This is a genomic window from Kitasatospora sp. NPDC017646 (genome assembly GCF_044329365.1).
Taxonomy (GTDB): domain Bacteria; phylum Actinomycetota; class Actinomycetes; order Streptomycetales; family Streptomycetaceae; genus Kitasatospora.
The window spans coordinates 1-20,808 of sequence record NZ_JBIRJC010000045.1; the positions used below are offsets into that span (position 1 = coordinate 1).

Sequence of the window (20,808 nt, forward strand, 5' to 3'; positions counted from 1 at the left end):
GCGCCGCATCGAGTCCTCCGGCGTCGCCGACCTGTCCATCGAGATCACCGAAGAACTGCGTGGGGAGATCCGTCGCCATGTCCAGCACTGACACCACGCTGCACCGCCCCGACAGCGACAGTGCCGACGTCGGCGCCGGCCTGGATGTGCTGGACAGGGTCGCCGCCCGGCGCGTCCCGATCGCCCGGATCGTGCGGGAGCGGGCGCTTCCCCCGTTGATCGTCGTCGGTCTGGTGCTCGGCCTGTGGCAGCTTGTCTTCGTCCTCGGGCTAACCACCGCCGACAAGCTGCCCGGTCCCGCCATGGTTTGGCACTCACTGGCCGAACTCTGCCGCCAGGGAACGCTGTTGCCGATCATCTGGACCAGTGTGTGGCGCGGCCTGTCCGGCTTCCTGCTCGCCGTCCTCATCGGCACCCCGATCGGGCTGGTGATCGCCCGGGTCAAGCCGATGCGCACCGCGATCGGCCCGGTGCTGCAGGGCCTGCAATCGCTGCCCTCGGTCGCGTGGGTGCCCGCGGCCGTCATCTGGCTCGGCACCGACAACGCGGCGATCTATGCCGTGATCCTCCTCGGCTCGGTCCCATCCGTCGCCAACGGACTGGTCGCGGGCATCGATCAGGTGCCGCCGCTGTTCCTGCGGGCCGGGCGCACCATGGGTGCCACCGGCCTGGCCGGTACCCGGCACGTGCTCAGCCCCGCCGCGCTGCCCGGCTACCTGGCCGGACTCAAGCAGGGCTGGGCGTTCTCCTGGCGCTCCCTGATGGCGGCCGAACTCATCGCGTCTTCCCCGGAGCTGGGTCTCGGCCGCTACCTGCAGAGCCGACGCGAGGCCGCCGACATGCCCGGCGTCCTGCTCGGTATCCTCCTCGTTCTCGTGGTTGGTATTGCCATCGAACTAGCCTTCATGGCTCCGATCGAGCGCCGCCTGTTGCGCCACCGCGGTGCGCAGGACACCGACCGCTGACGGCGAAGCAGAGCTTTCCGAGCACCTCAGACGCTCTGTTCAGGCGGCACGTTGGTACACGTGGGGGAGCCGCCGAGTCGGTCGGTTCGGCGTATGTCGAGGCGAGCGATCTGCTCCGGGGATGCGACTGTGAGGCAAGTCACTCTCGAAGCCCCGTTGCCGGGTGCCTCTCACGCGCCTCTCACGGATTGGGCGTCCCGAAATGCCATCAGGCGTCATGCGGCCTGGATGTGACAGGCCCTGACCTGCGGGTTCTGGACTGAATGGATAGGTCGTCACGACCTTTCGACCGCTGGGGGTCTTCGCAGGTTCAAATCCTGTCGTCCCAACTTGCATAATCGCAGGTCGTAGGCCGTTTCCGCTTCTGGCGGGAGCGGCCTTTCTGTTGCTTGGCCAGTTGGTGGTCGCATGGTGGCCGCAGGTATCTCTGGAGCGGCGCGCGCAGCGGTTCAAGCCGTCGCTGATGCCACGTCGTCCCAGCGGGTGGCGTCGCGCAGGACGGCTGTGCTGATCCGGCCGCGGCGTGGGTCTCGGTAGGGGCGGGCGCCGGGGTCGCCGCGAGTGGCCCGGAGTTGGCCGGCGATCAGTGGCCGCAGTGGCTCGATGACGGGGATGGGCCGTGCGGTAGTGCCCTTGGTGTGGTTGTCGATGAGGCCGCCCGGGCCGGGGGTGGTCTGCTGGTGGCAGGTCAGGGTCCAGTGGGCGGTGCCGATATCGGCGGCCCGCACTCCGGCGACTTCGCACACGACACACGAGGGTCGACCCGGTTCCCCATGCGTTCCCCACCAGCCGGTACTGCGGCGGTGGCACACGTGTCGCGGAGATTCCACCACATCGCGCGGCCCCAGGGGCGTCCCACTTTCTAGGGTCGTCGGAGACCTGTCGATACCTCTTGGAAGCATCGAATAATCGGTTCACCGCATGCCTTGTGCCGGGGAATCGAACCCGGAGCTGGGGCGTGCCGGCGTCAGGCCGATGCCTTCCAGGAAGAAGAGGTTGCTCAGCGATGACCGATACGATCGACCAGGAATACGATGTCGTGGTCGTGGGTGGCGGCCCCGGCGGCTCCACCGTTTCCACCCTGGTGGCCATGCAGGGACACCGGGTGCTTCTGTTGGAGAAGGACCAGTTCCCGCGGCATCAGATCGGCGAGTCGCTGCTCCCCTCGACCGTGCACGGGATCTGCGAGCTGCTCGGCGTGGGCGAGGAAATCGCGGCAGCCGGCTTCCAGAAGAAGCACGGCGGAATCTTCCGTTGGGGTCTCAACCCGGAGCCGTGGACCTTCGATTTCGCGATTTCCGAGAAGTTCTCCGGTCCTACTTCGTACGCGTATCAGGTCGAGCGGATGAAGTTCGACAAGATCCTGCTGGACAACGCCCGCCGCAAGGGGGTCGACGTCCGCGAGCGCCACACCGTCGTCGACGTCCTGGAGGAGGAGGGGCGGGTCTGCGGGGTGCGGTACACCGACCCCGAGGGCGTCCGCAAAAAGGTCCGGGCCAAGTTCGTCGTCGACGCCTCGGGTAACCTCAGCCGGATCCACACCCGGGTCGGCGGGGAGCGGATCTACTCGGAGCACTTCCAGAACATCGCGCTGTTCGGCTACTACAAGGGCGGCAAGCGCCAGCCCGAGCCGAAGCGCGGGAACATCACCTGCGCCTCCTTCGGCCGCGGGTGGTTCTGGCACATCCCGCTCTCGGACGAACTGACCAGCGTGGGCGCGGTGTTGCGCCGCGAGGAGGCCGCCGGGCTGATCCAGGGCGACCGCGAGGAGGCGCTGACCAGCCTGATCGCCGAGTGCCCGCTGATCGAGGACTACCTCGACGGCGCCAGCCGGGTGACCGACGGTCCGTACGGGGAGATCCGGGTCCGCAAGGACTACTCGTACATCCAGGAGGCGTTCTGGCGGCCGGGCATGATCCTGGTCGGCGACGCGGCCTGCTTCATCGACCCGCTGTTCTCCTCGGGCGTGCACCTCGCCACCTACAGCGGTCTGCTGGCGGCCCGGTCCATCAACACCGCGATGCTGGGGGAGATTTCGGAGGAGACCTGCCTCCGGGAGTACGAGGAGCGCTACCGCCGCGAGTACGGCCTGTTCCACGACTTCCTGCTGGAGTTCTACGACGTGGAGCGGGACGAGCGGGCCTACTTCGAGCAGGCCAAGCAGATCACCAAGGACTCCAGCACCGAGGAGAAGTCCTTCGTCACCCTGGTCGGCGGCGGCGCCTCGGACGAGAAGGGTCTGCTGGCGGCCGGCGCCATGGTGTCCGAAAGCCGGAAGGCGGACCTGCTGGGCCGGCTGCCGGAGGTGCACCGGGAGGGCTCGCGGATTCAGACGCAGGCAATGTTCGGCGAGAGCATCGGCGACCAGCCGCTGCGCGAGGGCAGCCTGGTCGAGTCGCCGGACGGCATGCACTGGGCCGTGTTCGATCCGTCGGCCGTCTGAAGGGGCCGCCGTGACTGAGCACCAGGTGGAGTGGATGTTCCTCGGGCTCGGCGCGGTGCTCGCGCTCGGCAGGCTCTTCGGAACCGCGGCCCGGCGGCTGGGGCAGCCCGAGGTCGTCGGCGAGATCGTCGCCGGCATCCTGATCGGCCCCACCCTGTTCGGTGGGGCCCTGTCGAAGGTGCTGCTGCCGACGGACATCCGCCCGATGCTGTCCGGGCTGGCCAACCTGGGCCTCGCGCTGTTCATGTTCGTGATCGGGTACGAGCTCCGGTACACGATGCTGCGGGAGTCCACCAGGGTGGCCGTCCGGGTCTCGGTCTCCTCGATGGTGCTCCCGTTCGTGCTGGGCGCGGTGCTCGCGCTCCAGCTCGCCGGGGACCACCCGTCCAAGAGCCGGACGGGCTTCGTGATCTTCATGGCCGCGGCCATGTCGGTGACCGCGTTCCCGGTCCTGGCCAGGATCCTCAGCGACCGCGGCATGGACCGGACCCGGCTCGGCACCGTCGCGCTGGCCAGCGCGGCCATCTGCGACCTCGCGGCCTGGGGGCTGCTCGCTCTGGCCGCCTTCGCCGCCGGCGGCGCCGGACCCCAGCGGCTGCTGTTCGTGCCGGTCTACCTGGGGGCCGTGTTCTTCGTCGTCCGTCCGCTGCTGGGCCGGCTCTTCGCGAGCGCCGACGCCAAGGGCGCCTCCGCCACCCAGGTCTGTGTGCTGCTGTGCTGCCTGCTGCTGTCCTGCTGGGCCACCGAGTGGATGGGGATCCACTTCATCTTCGGTGCGTTCCTGCTGGGCGCCGTGGCGCCCCGCGGCACCCGGCGGGATCTCGGCGCCGAGATCAGCGGCCAGGTCCAGACCTTCGGCAGGCTGCTGCTGCTCCCCGCGTACTTCGTGCTCGCGGGGACGAAGGTCGACCTCTCCTCGATGGGCCTGTCCGGCCTAGGCGAGCTCGTGCTGATCCTGCTCACCGCCGTGACCGGGAAGTTCATCGGGGCCTACGCGGGCGCCCGCTCCAGCGCGGTGCCGCCGCTGCAGTCGACGGCGCTGGCGGCGCTGATGAACACGCGCGGTCTCACCGAGCTGGTCTTCCTCACGGCGGGGCTCCAGTTGGGCGTGATCGACGTGCCCATCTACTCGCTGATGGTGGTGATGGCGCTGGTGACGACGGGTCTGGCGAACCCGGTGCTGCGGCTGCTGGAGCGCCACGCGGGGGGCGGCAGCCAGCTGCTCGGCAGCCTCACCTGAGAGCACGAACCGTATGACGGCTGAGGGCCGGCCCGGTGATCCACCGGGCCGGCCCTCAGCCGTTGTGCCGTTGTCGCTACTCCATCGCGCCCAGGACCAGCGCCAGCAGCGCCATCCGGACGACGACCCCGTTCGCCGACTCCTGCCAGAGCCGCGACCAGCGGGTGCGGTCGACGTCCGGCGGGAGCTCGTCCATGCGCGGCAGCGAGTGGAGCAGGATCGCGTCGCTCTTCGCGCGGCTCGCTAGCAGCTCGCGGGTGATCCGGTAGTTCGCCGGGGTGGTGGCCTTCGGGGCCCCGTCCACCTCGTGGTAGGCGAGGGTGTAGTCGGGCTGCACGACCGGCTCGACGAGGATCACGTCCGCCTCGGCGATCGCCTCCTCCACGTGCTCCGCCTCGGACACCAGGAGCCCGTCACGGGCGAAGGCCTCCTTGTAGCGCTCCGGCATCCGCATGTCGGGCGAGTCGGGGAAGAGCGCGCCGGCCGGCGGGGCGACCAGGGTGAGCGGGCAGTCGAACTGCGCGAGCGCGTGCCCGAGCGAGTGCATGGTGCGCATCCGCATGTCGCCGACCGCGAGCCAGCGCAGCCCGTCGAGGCGGCCGCGCTCGCGCTGCACCGTGTAGAGGTCGGTGAGCACCTGGGTCGGGTGCTCGCCCCAGCCGTCGCCGGCGTTGATCACCGGAACGCTGGACCACTGCGCGGCCTCGCGCGGCGCGCCCTCCTGGAAGTGGCGCATCACGATGACGTCGCCGTAGTTCTCCAGCATCCGTACGGTGTCGGCCAGGCTCTCCTGGTAGTAGTCGCCGGCCCGGGTGCTGCGGGCGTTGCTGAAGCCGGTGACCGCGCCGCCGAGCCGGTGCATCGCCGCCTCGTGCGAGAGCCGGGTGCGGGTGCTCGGCTGGTAGAAGGCCGTCACGAGGGTCTTGTGCCGCAGCAGGTCGGTGTTGCGGCGGTTGCGGGCGTGCGGCGCCAGCTGGTCCGCCACCTCGAAGATCCGCTGGATCTCCTGGCGGTCGAAGTCCTCGAGCGACAGGATGTCGCGTCCCTGAAAACTGCGCATCGGCGCAACTCCTCTGTCTCTGATGGGGGTTGAAGGTGGAGCGAAGGGGGCCCGGAACGTTCCGGGGGAACGTTCCGGGCCCTGGTGGGTGGGTTCAGGCGCCGAGTTCCCGGGACTGCCCGGCCCAGCGGACCACGAGCGGCATGGCCAGGCCGGCGGCGACGAAGAGGCCGCCCATGACCAGCCAGCCGGGGGCGCCCCAGGTCAGGCAGAGCAGGCCGAGCAGACCGGGGGCGACGGTGTAGCAGAGGCCCATGCCGATGCCGAACACGCCGGAGTACTGTCCCTGCGCGTGCGCGGGGGCCAGTCGGAACCGCAGCTCCATCGACCCGGCGGCGTGCCACAGCGAACCGACCGTGTGGACGGCGACGCCGGCCATCATGACCGCCGTGGCGGCCCAACCGGGCAGCCCCGAGGCCGTCGCGATGACCGCCATTCCGACCAGGAACGCCAGTCCGGCGCGCCGGGTGGCCCGGCCGGCGACCTCGCCGCCCTTGATCCCGCGACTGGTGCGGATCTGGAGGAAGACCACCATCACAGTGTTGACGGCGAGCGCGACGCCGGTGAACCAGCGCGGTGCATGGGTGTGCAGGACCACCCAGAGCGGCAGGGCGTACGTCACCACCTCGCCCTGGATCCACAGGAGGCCGTCCAGGACGACGAACGCCATGTACGGCTTGTCCTTCAGCGCCAGCCACCGGTCCGACTCGGCTGTTGCCGACAGCGGCTCCAGCTTGGGCAGCCGGAGCATGACGGCCACGCAGACGACGAAGGTCAGGGCGTTGGCCAGGATCAGCGCCCGGTAGGCGGAGGCGGAGTCGAGCTGGATCACCACACCGGCGGCCAGCGCGCCGAAGGTACTGGCCAGGAAGGCGATCGAGCGCAGGTAGGAGCGGAACTTCGGCACCTCGTCCCCGCCGAAGCGGCGAATCATCGGGCCACGCGCCGCGCCCCCCGAGGCGCCGGCCAGGTCGGTCACCGCCACCGCCACCATGAACGCCACGAAGGAGTGGGCGAACAGCAGCGACACCATGGCCATGGCCTGGATCAGTAGGGTGGTCCGGAAGACGCCGTTCGGGCCCCGGCGGTCGGCGAGGTGGCCGACGGGCGGGCCGGCCAGCAGGCCGACCACTCCGGCGACCCCGAGGCCGAGGCCGACCTGTCCGATGGACAGGCCGATCACCTTCATCGCGTACAGCGGGGCCGTCGCGAGAAAGGCCGCGGTGCCGAGCTGGTTGACGAAGCCGCCGAGGGCGAGTCGGCGCTGGGGGGCGGATTCGAGGATCAGCCCCCGTCGCACCAGCCAGGACCGACGGTCCGGGGCGGCGGCCTCCTGGAGGTCGTCGTCGGGGGAGAGGGTGCTGGGCTGGTTCACCTGGTTCACCTGGTTCTTGTCGTGCTCGATCACGGCTGGGTCGGGGCGGACGGCGCAGCGGTGTGCTTCGGGGCGAGCCGCGCGTTGAGCGCCTCGGCGATTACGGCGAGGGGCTTCGCCGCGGCCGCCTCCCCGATCACCGCCAGAGGTGCCATGTCGAGCAACTGGTAGTGGCCGCAGTCGATCTGTACTTCGTCGATCCGGCCGTCGACGTAGCGGCCCCAGGTGCTCTCCGCCGACACGGCCTCCTCCTTGTCCGCCGTGGCCCGCACGAACAGAAGGTCGCCGCGGTACACCTCGGGCACGTGGCGCGGCCTGACCTGCTGGTGGTACCGCAGGGCGTTCACCACCATCGGCTGCTCGTCGCCGTCGAGGGCGTTGAGCACCGGCACGCCGTCCGGCCCGCCGGCGGCCAGCTCCGCGATCTCGGCGGCCACCGTCTCCGGGTCGCCCGCCGCGTAATGCAGGACCTCCGGGGGCACCGGCGTGCCGACCCGGTTCCAGTCCGGCACCATGTCGGTGTCGAGGATGCCGACCAGGGTCACCTCCTCGCCCGCGGCCTGCAGTTGCACCGCCGCCTCGTGCGCCATGACACCGCCGAGGGACCAGCCCATCAGCCGGTACGGGCCGTGCGGCTGGACCGAGCGGATGTGGGCGACGTACTCGCGGGCCATGCCGCGCAGGCTGTCCGGGCGGCGGGACATCATGGCGAGGCCCAGCGACTGGATGCCGTAGAGCGGGATCTCGGGGTGCAGGTGGCGGAGCAGACCGCTGTAGACCCAGGCGAGACCGCTGCCCGGGTGCAGGCAGAACAGCGGGGCCTCGGACCCGGTGGTCCGCATCGGGTACACCACCTCGAAGGCGTTGCGGATGCCGCCGGTGACCAGGTACCGGGCCATCGACCCGGGCGTCGGTGCCTCGAAGAGCGCCCGCACCGAGACCTCGCAGTCGAAGGCCGTCCGGATCCGGTGGACCAGCTGGGTGGCGAGCAGCGAGTGCCCGCCCAGGTCGAAGAAGTTGTCCTCGACGCCCACCCGGTCCACGCCCAGCTCCCGGGCGAACAGCTCGCAGAGCAGCTGCTCCTGCGCGTTGCGCGGGGCGTTCTGCGCGGAGCCGGCGGACGCGGTGGAGCGGCCGAACTCCGGTTCCGGCAGGGCATTCTGGTCCAGCTTGCCGTTGGACATCAGCGGCAGCCGGTCGAGCACCAGCACCGCCGCCGGCACCATGTGGGCGGGCAGCCGCTGCGCCGCGAACCGGCGCAGTGCGGCGGGCAGCGCGGCGCCGTCGGCCTCCGGCTGCGGCACCACGTAGGCCACCAGTCGGGTGTCGCCCGGACCCTCCTCACGGGCCGTCACGGCGGCCTGCCGTACGCCCTCGAAGGCCGCCAGGACGCCGCGGACCTCGTCGAGCTCGACCCGGAAGCCGCGCACCTTGACCTGGTCGTCGGCGCGGCCCAGGTAGTGCAGCTGCCCGTCCGCCGACCAGCGGACCAGGTCGCCGGTGCGGTACATCCGGGCGCCGGGCTCGAACGGGCAGGCCGTGAAGCGCTCCGCCGTCAGGTCCGGTCGGCCGACGTAGCCGCGCGCCAGACCGGCGCCCGCCACGTACAGCTCGCCGGGCGCGCCGATCGGCACCGGCTGGAGGCGCTCGTCCAGGACGTACACCCGGGTGTTCGCCAGCGGGCCGCCGATCGGCGCCGGGCCGGTCGCGACCGACGCGGCGGTCAGTTCGGCGGTCAGGACGCCGACGGTGGTCTCGGTCGGCCCGTAGTGGTTGAAGACCCGGCGGTCTCCGGCGGCCGCGACCAGCTCGCGCAGCCATCCGGCGGTGGCGGCCTCCCCGCCGAGCACCAGCGAACGGGCGGGGAGCACCCGCTCCACCCCGTCCACCGAGAGCGCCGCCAGGTGCGAGGGCACGGCCTTCAGGTAGTCGATGCCCTGCTCGGCGAGGCAGTCGGCGACCGCCCCCGGGTCCATCGCGGCATCGGCGTCGAGCAGGTGCAGTTCGCCGCCGGTGGCGAGGGAGGTGAAGAGCGTGGTGTTGCCGAGGTCGGTCACCTGCGCCTGCAGCAGCGCGTAGCGACCGCCCGGACGGCCCAGGGCGAGCCGCTCGGCGGCCGAGCCGACGTAGTTCGCCAGCGCGGCGTGGGTGACGGCGACGCCCTTGGGGCGCCCGGTCGAGCCCGAGGTGTAGATCACGTAGGCGAGGGACTGGGGCGGCACCTCCCGCTCCGGCCGCCCCTCCTGACGGTCGGCCGGTTCGGCGCGGAGGTCCGGGTCGTCGAGGGCGAGCACCGCCACCCCGTCCGCCCAGGGAGCGTCGAGCTGGTCGCGCGCACCGAGGACCGTGGTCACACCGCTGTCGCCGAGCATGTAGGAGATCCGGTCGGCCGGGAACGCCGGGTCGATCGGCAGGTAGGCGGCGCCGGCCTTCCACACCGCGAGGATGGCGGCGACGGTGTCCGCGCCGCGCGGCAGGCCGATGCCCACCACCGACTCCGCGCCGACCCCCCGGTCGATCATCCGGTGCGCCAACCGGTCAGACAGGGCGTCGAGTTCGGCATACGACAGTCGCACCTCGCCCGCGACGAGCGCGGTGGCCGCCGGGGTCGTCCGGGCGGTCTCGGTGAACCGGTCGACCAGCGTCCCGGCCGGGACCGGCGCGGCGGTGTCGTTCCAGTCGGCGAGCAGCTGCCGGCGCTCCGCCGGGTCGAGCACCTCCACCGACCCGAGCCGGGTGCCCGGCTCGGCCGCCATCGCGGTGAGGACGCGGACGAACCGCTCGACCAGCCGCTGGACGGTCGCCCCGTCGTACAGGTCCGTGGCGAACCGGACGAAGGCGCGCAGATCGGCCGGCGCCCGATCGGCGTCCACCGCCGCCTGCAAGGTGATGGACAGATCGAACTTCTCCATCAGCGGCGCGGTCGGGACCTCCTCGGTCCGCAGGCCGGGCAGCGCGGCCCGGTCCTCGCCGGTGTCGAGGCCCGCCTGGAGCATGATCTGGAAGAGCGGGTTGCGGGCGGCACTGCGCGGCGGGTTGACGGCCTCCACCACCCGTTCGAACGGCACGTCCTGGTGGGCGTAGGCCGTCAGGCTCGCCGCCCGCACCCGGGCCAGCAGCTCACGGAAGGTCGGGTCGCCGCCGGTGTCCGTACGCAGCACCAGGGTGTTGACGAAGAACCCGACCAGGTCCTGCAGTTGCTCGTCGCCACGGCCCGCCGTCGGGGTCCCGATCGGAATGTCCGTACCGGCACCCAGACGGGTCAGCACCACGGCCAGCGCCGCGTGCGCCACCATCGACAGGGTGGTGCCGGTCTCCCGGGCGAGTGCCATGAGGTCCCGGTGCAGTCGGGCGCCGAGGTCGACGGTGAAGACCTCGGCCTCGCCGCTGGCCACGGCGGGGCGGGGACGGTCCGTCGGGCAGTCGAGTTCGGCGGGCAGGTCGGCCAGCGTCTCGCGCCAGAAGGCGAGTTGGGTGTTGATCAGCGAGTCGGTGTCGTCCTCGGTGCCCAGCAGCTCGTGCTGCCAGAGCGCGTAGTCGGAGTAGCGCACCGGCAGCGGTGTGAACTCCGGTGCCTCCCCGGCCAGTCGGGCGCCGTAGGCGGCCGCCAGGTCGCGGCGGAACGGAGCCATCGACTCGCCGTCCGTGCCCACGTGGTGGAAGAGCACCAACAGGACCTGCCCGCCCTTGGCGAGGTCGATCAGGGAGACCCGCAGCGGCGTCTCCTCGGCCAGGTCGAAGACGTGAGCGGTGAGCTCCTTCAGGACGCCGTCGAGGCTCTCCTCGGTGGCTTCGACCGCGTGGACCGTCACCGGCCCGGCCGGCCGGACCACCTGGACCGGCCGCCCGTCCTCCTCCCGGAGCACGGTGCGCAGCGGCTCGTGACGGGCCACCACATCCGCGAGCGCCTGCTCCAGGACCTCGTGGTCCAGCGTCCCGTCGGTGACCCGGAACGCGAAGGAGACGTTGTAGGCCGTGCTCGCGCCCTCCAACTGCCCTAGGAACCACAGACGCTGCTGCGCGAACGACATCGGCGCACTGTCACCGTCGCGCTCCACCGCCACCAGCGGGGCCACCGTCCGAGCGGACTTCCCCGCCGCGGCCAACCGCACCGCCAGCTCCGCGACCGTCGGTGCCTCGAAGACCGCCCGCACCGACAGCTCGACCGCGAAGACGGTCCGGATCCGGTGCACCAGGCGGGTGGCGAGCAGCGAATGCCCGCCCAGGTCGAAGAAGTGGTCGTCGATGCCGACCTTCTCCACCCGCAGCAGCTCGGCGAGGAGCGCGCAGAGGGTCTCCTCCTCGGGCGTGCGCGGTCCGCGACCGGCGGCCGCCCCGGCGGCGAGGTCCGGCGCGGGGAGCGCCCGGTAGTCGACCTTGCCGTTCGCCGTCAGCGGCAGGGCGTCGAGGAGCAGCGTGGCGCTCGGCACCATGTAGTCGGGCAGGCTCGCGCGCAGGTGCCGGTCGAGGGCGTCGAGTTCGAGGCCCTGATCGGCCACCACGTAGGCCACCAGGCGCTTGTCACCCGGCCGGTCCTCCCGGGCCCGGGCGACGGCCTGGCGCACGCCGGGGAACCGGGCCAGCACCGACTCGACCTCCGGCAGCTCGATGCGGAAGCCGCGGATCTTCACCTGGGTGTCGGAGCGCCCGACGAAGTCCAGCAGCCCGTCCTTCGTCCACCGCACTCGGTCACCGGTGCGGTACATCCGGGTACCCGCCGGACCGAACGGGTCGGCGACGAACCGCTCCGCCGTCAGGTCGGGCCGGTTCAGGTAACCGCGGGCCACACCGGTACCGGCGAGGTACAGGTCACCCACCACACCTCCCGGGACCAGCCCCAGCGCGTCGTCCAGCACGTACGCGGCCATGCCGTCCAGCAGCCGGCCGATCGGCACCGACACCGGCACCTGCTCCGGGTCCTCCCAGAGGGCGGTGGCGGCGAACAGGGTTGTCTCGGTCGGGCCGTAGGCGGTGCGGACCCGCGTTCCGGGGCAGGCTTCGAGCACCCGTCGGACCGCGACCGGCGAGGCCACGTCACCACCGGTGAAGACCTCGCTCACACCGGTGAAGACCTCCGGGTTCTCCTCCGCGATGACGCGGAACAGCCCGGCGGAGACGTCCAGCGCGGTGATCCGCTCGGTCGTGATCAGCTCGGCGATCTCGGTGACCGTCAGGTCGGTGCTGGGGGCGATGACCGCGGTGCCGCCGTGCAGCAACGGGTACCAGAGCATGTAGGTGGAGGGGTCGAACTCGTAGGGGGTCACCATCAGGACCCGATCATGCCGTCCCACGTCGAAGAGCGAGTCGCTCAGCAGGTCGAACACGTTCTGGTGGGTGACGGCGACGCCCTTGGGGCGCCCGGTCGAGCCGGAGGTGTAGATCACGTAGGCCAGCTCGTCGCGGCGGCCGGCGATCCCCGGCTCCGTGGTGGCGGCGCCGTCGTCCTCGTCCGCCGCGACCATGGCGGGTGCGTCCGGCAGGCCGCGCTCGCGCATCTCGGCGTCGGTGACGAGCACCGCAGTGCCGGACTCGGCGATGATGCCGGCCATCCGGTCGAGTGGGAAGGCGGACTGCAGCGGCAGGTAGCAGGAACCGGCCTTGTGGATGGCGACCAGCGCGACCACCAGGTCGACGCTGCGGCCCATGAGCACCGCGACCGTACGGTCGGCGCCGGCGCCTGCGGTCAGCAGGCGGTGCGCGAGGCGGTTGGCCCGGGCGTCCAGCTCGGTGTAGGTGAGGCTGCGGCCCGCGCAGCGCACCGCCACCGCGTCGGGGGTCCGAGCGACCTGGAGGCGGAAGGCCTCCTGCAGCGAGGGCGCCGCCGCGAAGCGGTCCGGCGCGGCCTCCGGTCCGGCGCTCAGCAGCTCCAACTGCCGTCGCTCGTCGGCGCCGAGGAGGTCGACGGTGCCGATCCGCTGCTCGGGGTCGGCCGCACCGGCGGCGAGGACCCGGGTCCAGCGGTCGAACATGGTCCGCGCGGTGGACGTGTCGAGCAGATCCGTGGCGAAGCTCACGAACGCCCGGATCGGGCCGGGCTCGCCGACGGACAGTCGGGCTTCCAGGTCCAGCGCGAAGTCGAACCTGGACAGATCGACGGCGCGGGCGACCGGCTCGGTCCCCAGACCGGGCAGCGCGAGGTCGTCGCCGCTGTCGTTGATGCCGACCTGGAGCATGATCTGGAAGAGCGGGTTGCGGGCGGCGCTGCGGGGCGGGTTGACCGCCTCGACCACGCGCTCGAAGGGCACGTCCTGGTGGGCGTAGGCGGCGAGGCTGGCGGCCCGTACGCGGGCGAGCAGTTCGCGGAAGGTGGGGTCGCCGGCGGTGTCGGTGCGCAGGACGAGGGTGTTGACGAAGAAGCCGACCAAGTCCTGGAGTTGCTCGTCGCCACGGCCTGCGGTGGGGGTGCCGATCGGGATGTCGGTGCCCGCGCCGAGGCGGGTGAGGACGACGGCGAGTGCGGCGTGGGCGACCATCGACAGGGTCGCCCCGGTCCGACGGCACAACTCCAGCAGCTGCGCGTGCAGTTCGGCGTCCAGGTCGACGGTGAAGCCGCTGCCACGGCCGCTGGCCACGGCGGGGCGGGGGCGGTCGGTGGGGTAGTCCAGCTCGGTGGGCAGGTCGGCCAGGGTGTCGCGCCAGAAGGCGAGTTGGGCGTTGGCGAGGGAGTCGGCGTCGGTCACGGTGCCGAGCAGTTCGCGCTGCCAGATGGCGTAATCGGTGTAGCGGACAGGCAGGGGCGTGAACTCCGTTGCCTGTCCGGCCAGTCGGGCGCTGTAGGCGGTGGCCAGGTCGCGACGGAAGGGAGCGATCGACTCGCCGTCGGTGCCGACGTGGTGGAAGAGGGCGAGGAGGACCTGTCCGCCGTCGGGGAGCTCGACCAGGGTGACCCGCATCGGGGTCTCCTCGGCCAAGTCGAAGACGTGGGCGGTGAGTTCCTTCAGGACGTCGTCGAGGGTGTCCTCGGTGGCTTCGATCGTGTGGACGGTCACCGGTTCGGCCGGTTGGACGAGCTGGATCGGCTGTCCGTCCACTTCCCGGAGGACTGTGCGCAGGGGTTCGTGGCGGGCCGACACGTCGGCCAGGGCTGCGGCCAGGACCTCGCGGTCCAGCTTTCCGTCGGTGACCCGGAAGGCGAAGGAGACGTTGTAGGCCGTGCTCAGGCCCTCCAACTGCCCGAGGAACCAGAGACGCTGCTGGGCGAAGGACATCGGCGCGCTGTCGCCGTCCCGCTCCACCGCCACCAAGGGGACCACCGGCCGAGCGGACTCTCCGGCGACGGCCAGCCGCAGTGCCAGCTCCGCCACCGTGGGCGCCTCGAAGACCGCGCGCACCGACAGGTCGAGCGCGAAGACGGTCCGGATCCGGTGGACCAGGCGGGTGGCGAGCAGGGAGTGCCCGCCCAGCGCGAAGAAGTCGTCCTCGGCCCCGACCTGCTCGGTGTCCAGCAGTTCGGCGAAGAGCGCGCAGAGGGTCTCCTCCGTCGCCGTGCGCGGTCCGCGACCGGTGGCCGCCGAGGCGGTGAAGTCCGGTGCGGGGAGCGCCCGGTAGTCGACCTTGCCGTTCGCCGTCAGCGGCAGCCGGTCGAGCACGACCACCGTGGCGGGCACCATGTGCGCCGGGAGCCGGCGAACGAGGTGTTCCCGCACCTCGGCCGCGAGCGAATCGCCCGCGCCGTCCGCCGCCGCGACGACGTACGCCACCAGCCGCTTGTCGCCGGGCTGGTCCTCGCGCGCCATCACCGCGGCCTGGGCGACCGCGTCATGGGACTCGACCGCCGCCTGCACCTCGCCGAGTTCGATCCGGAAGCCGCGGATCTTCACCTGCTGGTCGGCCCGGCCGAGGAAGGTGAGCGTTCCGTCGGCGTTCCACCGCGCCAGGTCGCCGGTCCGGTACATCCGCCGGCCACCGGTCTCGAACGGGCAGGCGACGAACCGCTCCGCCGTCAGGTCCGGGCGGCCGTGGTAGCCGCGCGCCAGCTGCGCCCCGGCGAGGTACAGCTCCCCGACGACGCCGGTGGGAACGGGGCGCAGGCCCCCGTCCAGCACGTAGGCGCGGGTGTTCCAGACGGGACGGCCGATCGGCGGGTCCTCCCGCTCGCCGGAGGTCACGTAGGTCGCGGTCGAGTTCACGGTGACCTCGGTCGGCCCGTACGTGTTCGACAGCCGGACGCGGTCGCCGTGCCGCTCCTGCCACAGGGCCAGCGAGTGCCGGCGCATCGTGTCGCCGCCCACGTTGACCACCCGGAGCTTCGCCGGCCAGTCGATCGCGTCGCCGGCCGCCACCAGCTCGTGCCAGTAGCCGGTCGGCACGCCGATCATGGTCAGCTCGGCGCCGACCGGGGTGCGCATCAGCTCGGGCAGCCGGCCGGAGGGGTCGCGCGGGACGAGCAGCGAGCCGCCCGCCAGCAGGACGGGGTAGATGTCCTCCACGTGCGGGTCCCAGCTCACCGAGGCGAACTGCACCAGCCGGTCCGCAGGGCCCAGCCCGAAGAAGTCCTTCACCCAGAGGACCTGGTTGACCATCGCGGAGTGCGGGATCACCGTGCCCTTGGGGCGGCCGGTGGAGCCCGAGGTGTAGATCACGTAGGCGGCGTGCCCGGGCCGCAGCGGGGCGAGGCGGTCGGCGTCCGTCACCGGACGGGCGTCGCGGGCGCGCAGGTCCTCGGCGGTCGCGGGGTCGTCGAGCACCAGGAGCGGCAGGCCGGGGGTGAGCGCCTTCGCGGCCTCGCGGACGGTGACCGCGCAGACCGGTGCGCAGTCCTCGATCATGAAGGCGGTCCGGGCAGCCGGGTAGTCGGCGTCCAGCGGCAGGTAGGCCGCTCCGGTCTTGAGCACGGCGAGCAGGGCGGCGATCAGCTCGGGCCCGCGCGGCACGCAGATCGCGACGGTCCGGTCCGGCCCCGCGCCACGGGAGACCAGCAGCCGGGCCAGGCGGTTCGCCCGCTCGTCCAGTTCCGCGAAGCTGACGGCGAGGCCCTCGTCCACCAGGGCGACGGCGCCCGGCGTCCGCTCCACCCGCGCCGCGAACAGCTCGGGCACCAGCGGGCTGTTCAGCGCCTGCGGCGCCGTCGTGGCGTTCCACTCCGTGAGGGTGCGGCGCAGCTCGGCGCCGTCGGCGAGGCTGAAGGCGCTGATCCGCTGCTCCCCGTCGGCGGCGGCCTGCAGCGCCCGTTCGAGGTAGCCGGTGAACCGCCGGACGGTGGACTCGTCGAAGAGGTCCGTCAGGTAGCTGGCCTCGACGCGCAGCGGCCCGGCGGCCCCGTCCCGGCCGACCACGGAGTAGAGGTCGAAGGAGAGGTCGAACTTCTGCATCGGCGGGTACCCGCGGACCGGCTCGGTGCGGAGGCCGGGCAGGGCGAGGTCGTCGACGCTGTCGTTGATGACCTGGATCATCAGCTGGAAGAGCGGGTTGCGGGAGGCGCTGCGGGGCGGGTTGACCGCCTCGACCACGCGCTCGAAGGGCACGTCCTGGTGGGCGTAGGCGGCGAGGCTGGCGGCCCGTACGCGGGCGAGGAGCTCGCGGAAGGTGGGGTCGCCGCTGGTGTCGGTGCGCAGGACGAGGGTGTTGGCGAAGAACCCGATCAGGTCGTTGAGTTGCTCGTCGCCACGGCCTGCGGTGGGGGTGCCGATCGGGATGTCGGTGCCCGCGCCGAGGCGGGTGAGGACGACGGCGAGTGCGGCGTGCGCGACCATCGACAGGGTCGCGCCGGTGCGTCGGCACAACTCCAGGAGCCGGGCGTGCAGTTCGGCGTCGAAATCGACCACGAAGGCGTGGCCGCTGCCGCTGGGAGTGGTGGGGTGGGGACGGTCGGTCGGGTAGTCCAGCTCGGTGGGAAGATCGGCCAGCGTCTGCTGCCAGAAGGCGAGTTGGGTGTTGACCAGGGAGTCGGCGTCCTCCTCGGAGCCGAGCAGTTCGCGCTGCCAGACCGCGTAATCGGAGTAGCGGACGGGCAGGGGCGTGAACTCCGGTGCCCGCCCGGCGAGTCGGGCGCCGTAGGCGGCAGCGAGGTCGAGGCGGAAGGGAGCGATCGACTCGCCGTCGGTGCCGACGTGGTGGAAGAGGGCGACGAGGATCTGTCCGCCCTCGGCGAGTTCGATCAGGGTGACCCGCAGCGGGGCTTCCTCGGCCAAGTCGAAGACACGGCCGGTGAGTTCCTTCACGACCGCCTCGGCGGTGGCCTCGGTGGCTTCGGCCGTGTGGACGGGGACGGGGCCGGCCGGGCGGACGACCTGGACGGGCCGCCCGTCCTCCTCGCGCAGGACGGTACGCAGCGGCTCGTGGCGGGCCACCACGTCCGCGAGCGCCTGCTCCAGGACCTCGCGGTCGAGGGCGCCGCCGGTGATGCGGAAGCCGAAGGAACCGTTGTAGGCGGTGCTGGCGCCTTCGAGCCGGCTGAGGAACCAGAGGCGCTGCTGGGCGAAGGACATCGGTGCGGTGTCCCCGTCGCGCTCGGCCCGCACCAGCGCGACCGTCGGCCGTTCGGGCTCCTGGTCCGCGGAGATCCGCTCGGCCAGCTCGGCCACCGTCGGGGCCTTGAAGACCGTCTCCACCGGGATCTGGATGCCGAGGACGGTGCGGATGCGGTGGACCAGGCGGGTGGCCAACAGCGAGTGCCCGCCCAACTCGAAGAAGTGGTCGTCGACGCCGACCTCCTCCACGCGCAGCGACTCGGCGAACAGGGCGCACAGCTTCTCTTCGAAGGGCGTGCGCGGGGCCCGCCCGGTGCCGGCCACCGTCTCCGGCGCGGGGAGCGCCTTGTGGTCGACCTTGCTGTTGGCCGTGAGCGGGAGCTGCTCCAGGAGCACGGTGGCGCTCGGCGCCATGTAGTCGGGGAGGTGGCTGCGCAGGTGCCGGTCCAGGGCCTCCAGGTCGAGGCCCGCGTCGGCCACCAGGTACGCGACCAGGCGCTTGTCACCCGGCTCGTCCTCCCGGGCGACGACCGCCACCTGGCGCACCCCGGGGAACCGGGACAGCACGGACTCGATCTCCGACAGCTCGATCCGGAAGCCGCGGATCTTCACCTGGGCGTCGGAGCGCCCCGCGAAGTCCAGCAGCCCGTCCTTCGTCCACCGCGCCCGGTCGCCGGTGCGGTACATCCGGGTGCCCGCCGGGCCGTACGGGTCGGCGACGAACCGCTCCGCCGTCAGGCCCGGCCGGTTCACGTAGCCGCGCGCCAGGCCCGCGCCCGCGACGTAGAGGTCGCCCACGACGCCGGCCGGCGCCAACTCCAGTGCGTCGTCCAGCACGTAGGCCGTCATGCCGTCCAGCGGCCGGCCGATCGGCACCGGGGCGGGGACGGTCGCGGCGTCGCGCCACGGGGCCGAGGTCGCGTACAGGGTGGTCTCGGTCGGGCCGTAGGTGCTGCGCACCAGCAGGCCCGGGCAGGCTTCGAGCACTCGACGGACGGCGACCGGCGAGACCACGTCACCACCGGTGCCGACTGCCCGGAGACCGACGAAGCACGCCGGATCCTCCTCGGCCATCACCCGGAACAGGCCGGCGGTGATCTCGGCGCCGGTGATCCGCTCCTCCCGCATGAGCCGGCCCAGGCGCTCCACCGTGAGGTCCGCCTGCGGGGCGATGACCGCGGTGCCGCCGTGCAGCAGGGGGTACCAGAAGGAATAGGTCGACGGGTCGAACTCGTACGGGGCGAGCAGCAGGACGCGGTCGTGGGCGCCCGGTGCGAAGACCGAGTCGCTGACGAGTTCGAAGACGTCCTGGTGGGTGACGGCCACGCCCTTGGGGCGGCCGGTCGAACCCGAGGTGTACATCACGTACGCCAGCTGCTCGCGGAGCCCGGGGACCTGGGGGTCGGTGGTCGGCAGGTCGGCGTACTCGGACTCCTCGACGAGCACCAGGGCTTCCGCGTCCGGCAGTTCGCGCTGCTGGCGCATGACGAGGTCGGTCAGCAGGATCCGCGCGCCGCACTCGTCCACGCCCATCTGCATGCGGTCCGGCGGGGAGGCGTGGTGGAGCGGAACGTAGTAGGAGCCCGCCTTGAGGACGGCGGTCAGCGCGACCAGCAGGTCCACCGACCGGTCGAGCAAGGTGGCGACCGGGCGCTCCGGGCCGGCGCCCGCAGCCAGCAGGCGGTGCGCGAGGCGGTTGGAGCGGGCGTCGAGCTCCGCGTAGGTGAGGCGGCGGTCGGCGCAGCGCACCGCCACCGCGTCGGGGGTCCGCTCCGCCTGCCGGCGGAAGGCCTCCTGCAGCGAGGGCTCGGTGAACTGAGCGCGGTCGGGGGCGTTGCCCGCGCCCAGCCGGAGCAGGGCGGCGCGGGCCTCGGGCCCGAGGACGTCGATGGCGTGGAGGCGCTGGTCGGGGTCGGTGGCGACGGCGTCGAGGGTGCGCAGGAGCCGGTCGAGGAAGTCCCGCATGGTCGACTCGTCGAACAGGTCGTCCTGGAACTCCACCGTGACGTGCAGGGAGCCGGGACGGTCCTCGCTCGTCGGGACCTGGAGGGTGAGCGCGAAGTCGACCTGCCCGAGCGGCCGGAGCGGCTCGGCCTCCTCCGGAACGTCGAGGAGGATCTGGAAGAGGGGGTGGCGGGAGGCGCTGCGGGGTGGGTCGACCGCCTCGACCACGCGCTCGAACGGGACGCCCTGATGGGCGGAGGCGGCCAGGGTCGCCGCCTGCACCCGGGCGAGCAGGTCGCGGAAGGTCGGGTCGCCGCCGGTGTCCGTGCGCAGGACGACGGTGTTGCCGGGCACGGGCATGCCGACCGGGAGGTCGGTGCCGGCCCCCGAGCGGGTCAGCAGCACGGCCAGTGCGGCGTGCGCGACCATCGGCAGGGTCGCGCCGGTGCGGCGGCACAGCTCCAGCAGGCGGGCGTGCGGTTCGGCGTCGAGCTCGGTCGTGAAAGCGCCGGTCCGGCTGCTGGGCACCGCCGGGCGCGACCGGTCGGTCGGGTAGTCCAGCTCCGCCGGAAGGCCCGCCAACGCGCCACGCCAGAAGTCCAGTTGGGCGTCGAGCGCAGGCGAGTCGGTGGTGTCGCCCGCAGCGAACTCCGCCGTACCCCCGGTCAGTAGCGGATACCAGAAGAGCTCGGGTGCGCGGTACAGGTCGGCGGCCGTGACCCGTACGGGGCCATCCGCCGCCGCCTCGGCCGCCCGGTCCGCGGCGAAGCGGAGGATCGCGCCGTCGGTATCGGTGGCGCGGGCCGGCGGGGTCGCGTCTGCACCGTGGAGGAGGCAGATCCGCCGGTCGGCGAGGGCTCCGGGTAGCGCCCGCGTGCCGACGGGACCGGGCTGCTCCGTTGGCTCGGGGGTGACCAGGAGCGACACCGGGACCTCCGGCATGGACCCTGCCGCGAGCGCCGAGTCGGTCAGCAGCGCCACCGCCCCGGTCCCGGCGGCGACCTCCCGCACCCGCGCGGCGGTGGACCACTGCGGCAGCGGGACGTAGCAACCGCCCGCCTTGAGCACCGCGAGCGCCGCCACGGCGAAGTCGAGGCCGGGAGCCGTCAGCACGAGCACCCGGCCACCCGGCTCGACCCCGGCGGCGACGAGGCGCCGGGCCAGCCGGTCGGCGCGCTCGTCCAACTCGCGGTACGTGAGGCCGCCGTCGGCCGACCGAACCGCGACCCGGCCGGGTGCCCGTCGGGCCTGCTCCTGGAAGGACTCCTGGACGGAAGCCACGATCATTGCTCGTCTCTCCTGGGTGTGGGGCGGATCGGCCGGCGCGAGGCGGCGCGTTCTCCGGTGGTCAGCCGGCTTCGTTCAGCCGGCT

7 protein-coding genes and 1 pseudogene are annotated in these 20,808 nt (G+C 72.3%); 4 read left to right on the plus strand and 4 right to left on the minus strand.

Annotation, left to right across the window (positions count from 1 at the left end):
- Both ACH4J0_RS36670 and ACH4J0_RS36675 read left to right on the plus strand, forming a co-directional pair.
- A pseudogene (locus ACH4J0_RS36670) lies at positions 1-91 on the plus strand (ABC transporter ATP-binding protein); the annotation flags it as partial.
- Positions 78-965: an ABC transporter permease gene (locus ACH4J0_RS36675; protein ID WP_396245511.1), complete on the plus strand. Its 888-nt coding sequence runs from the start codon at positions 78-80 to the stop codon at positions 963-965. The pseudogene ACH4J0_RS36670 and the gene ACH4J0_RS36675, both read left to right, overlap by 14 nt.
- Before the next feature lie 449 nt (positions 966-1,414).
- Here ACH4J0_RS36675 and ACH4J0_RS36680 read toward each other — a convergent pair whose 3' ends face one another.
- Entirely contained in the window at positions 1,415-1,711 is a 297-nt protein-coding gene (locus tag ACH4J0_RS36680; RefSeq protein ID WP_396245512.1) for a hypothetical protein, read from the minus strand.
- 260 nt (positions 1,712-1,971) lie between these two features.
- On the opposite strand from ACH4J0_RS36680, the gene ACH4J0_RS36685 reads away from it, so the two are divergent.
- On the plus strand, positions 1,972-3,408 hold the full coding sequence (locus ACH4J0_RS36685; protein WP_396245513.1) for a tryptophan 7-halogenase: 1,437 nt from the start codon (positions 1,972-1,974) through the stop codon (positions 3,406-3,408).
- 10 nt (positions 3,409-3,418) lie between these two features.
- Entirely contained in the window at positions 3,419-4,648 is a 1,230-nt protein-coding gene (locus ACH4J0_RS36690; RefSeq protein WP_396245514.1) for a cation:proton antiporter, read from the plus strand.
- Between the two features lie 76 nt (positions 4,649-4,724).
- On the opposite strand, the gene pyrB is transcribed toward ACH4J0_RS36690, so the two are convergent.
- The 3 genes from pyrB to ACH4J0_RS36705 form a co-directional block, all read right to left on the minus strand.
- Positions 4,725-5,708 (minus strand): aspartate carbamoyltransferase, encoded by a 984-nt coding sequence (gene pyrB / locus ACH4J0_RS36695; protein WP_396245515.1) that lies wholly within the window; start codon positions 5,706-5,708, stop codon positions 4,725-4,727.
- Positions 5,709-5,802: 94 nt separating this feature from the next.
- The gene (locus ACH4J0_RS36700; protein WP_396245516.1) at positions 5,803-7,116 is read right to left on the minus strand and encodes an MFS transporter; all 1,314 of its coding nucleotides are present in this window, start codon (positions 7,114-7,116) and stop codon (positions 5,803-5,805) included.
- The gene (locus ACH4J0_RS36705) at positions 7,113-20,723 is read right to left on the minus strand and encodes an amino acid adenylation domain-containing protein (protein ID WP_396245517.1); all 13,611 of its coding nucleotides are present in this window, start codon (positions 20,721-20,723) and stop codon (positions 7,113-7,115) included. Before ACH4J0_RS36705 ends, ACH4J0_RS36700 begins: the two co-directional genes overlap by 4 nt.
- Positions 20,724-20,808: the final 85 nt, after the last annotated feature.

Coding starts and splice junctions, on each gene's coding strand:
- ACH4J0_RS36675 (WP_396245511.1), top strand. CDS start 78: ATGTCCAGCACTGACACCACGCTGCACCGCCCCGACAGCGACAGTGCC.
- ACH4J0_RS36685 (WP_396245513.1), top strand. CDS start 1,972: ATGACCGATACGATCGACCAGGAATACGATGTCGTGGTCGTGGGTGGC.
- pyrB (WP_396245515.1), bottom strand. CDS start 5,708: ATGCGCAGTTTTCAGGGACGCGACATCCTGTCGCTCGAGGACTTCGAC.
- ACH4J0_RS36705 (WP_396245517.1), bottom strand. CDS start 20,723: ATGATCGTGGCTTCCGTCCAGGAGTCCTTCCAGGAGCAGGCCCGACGG.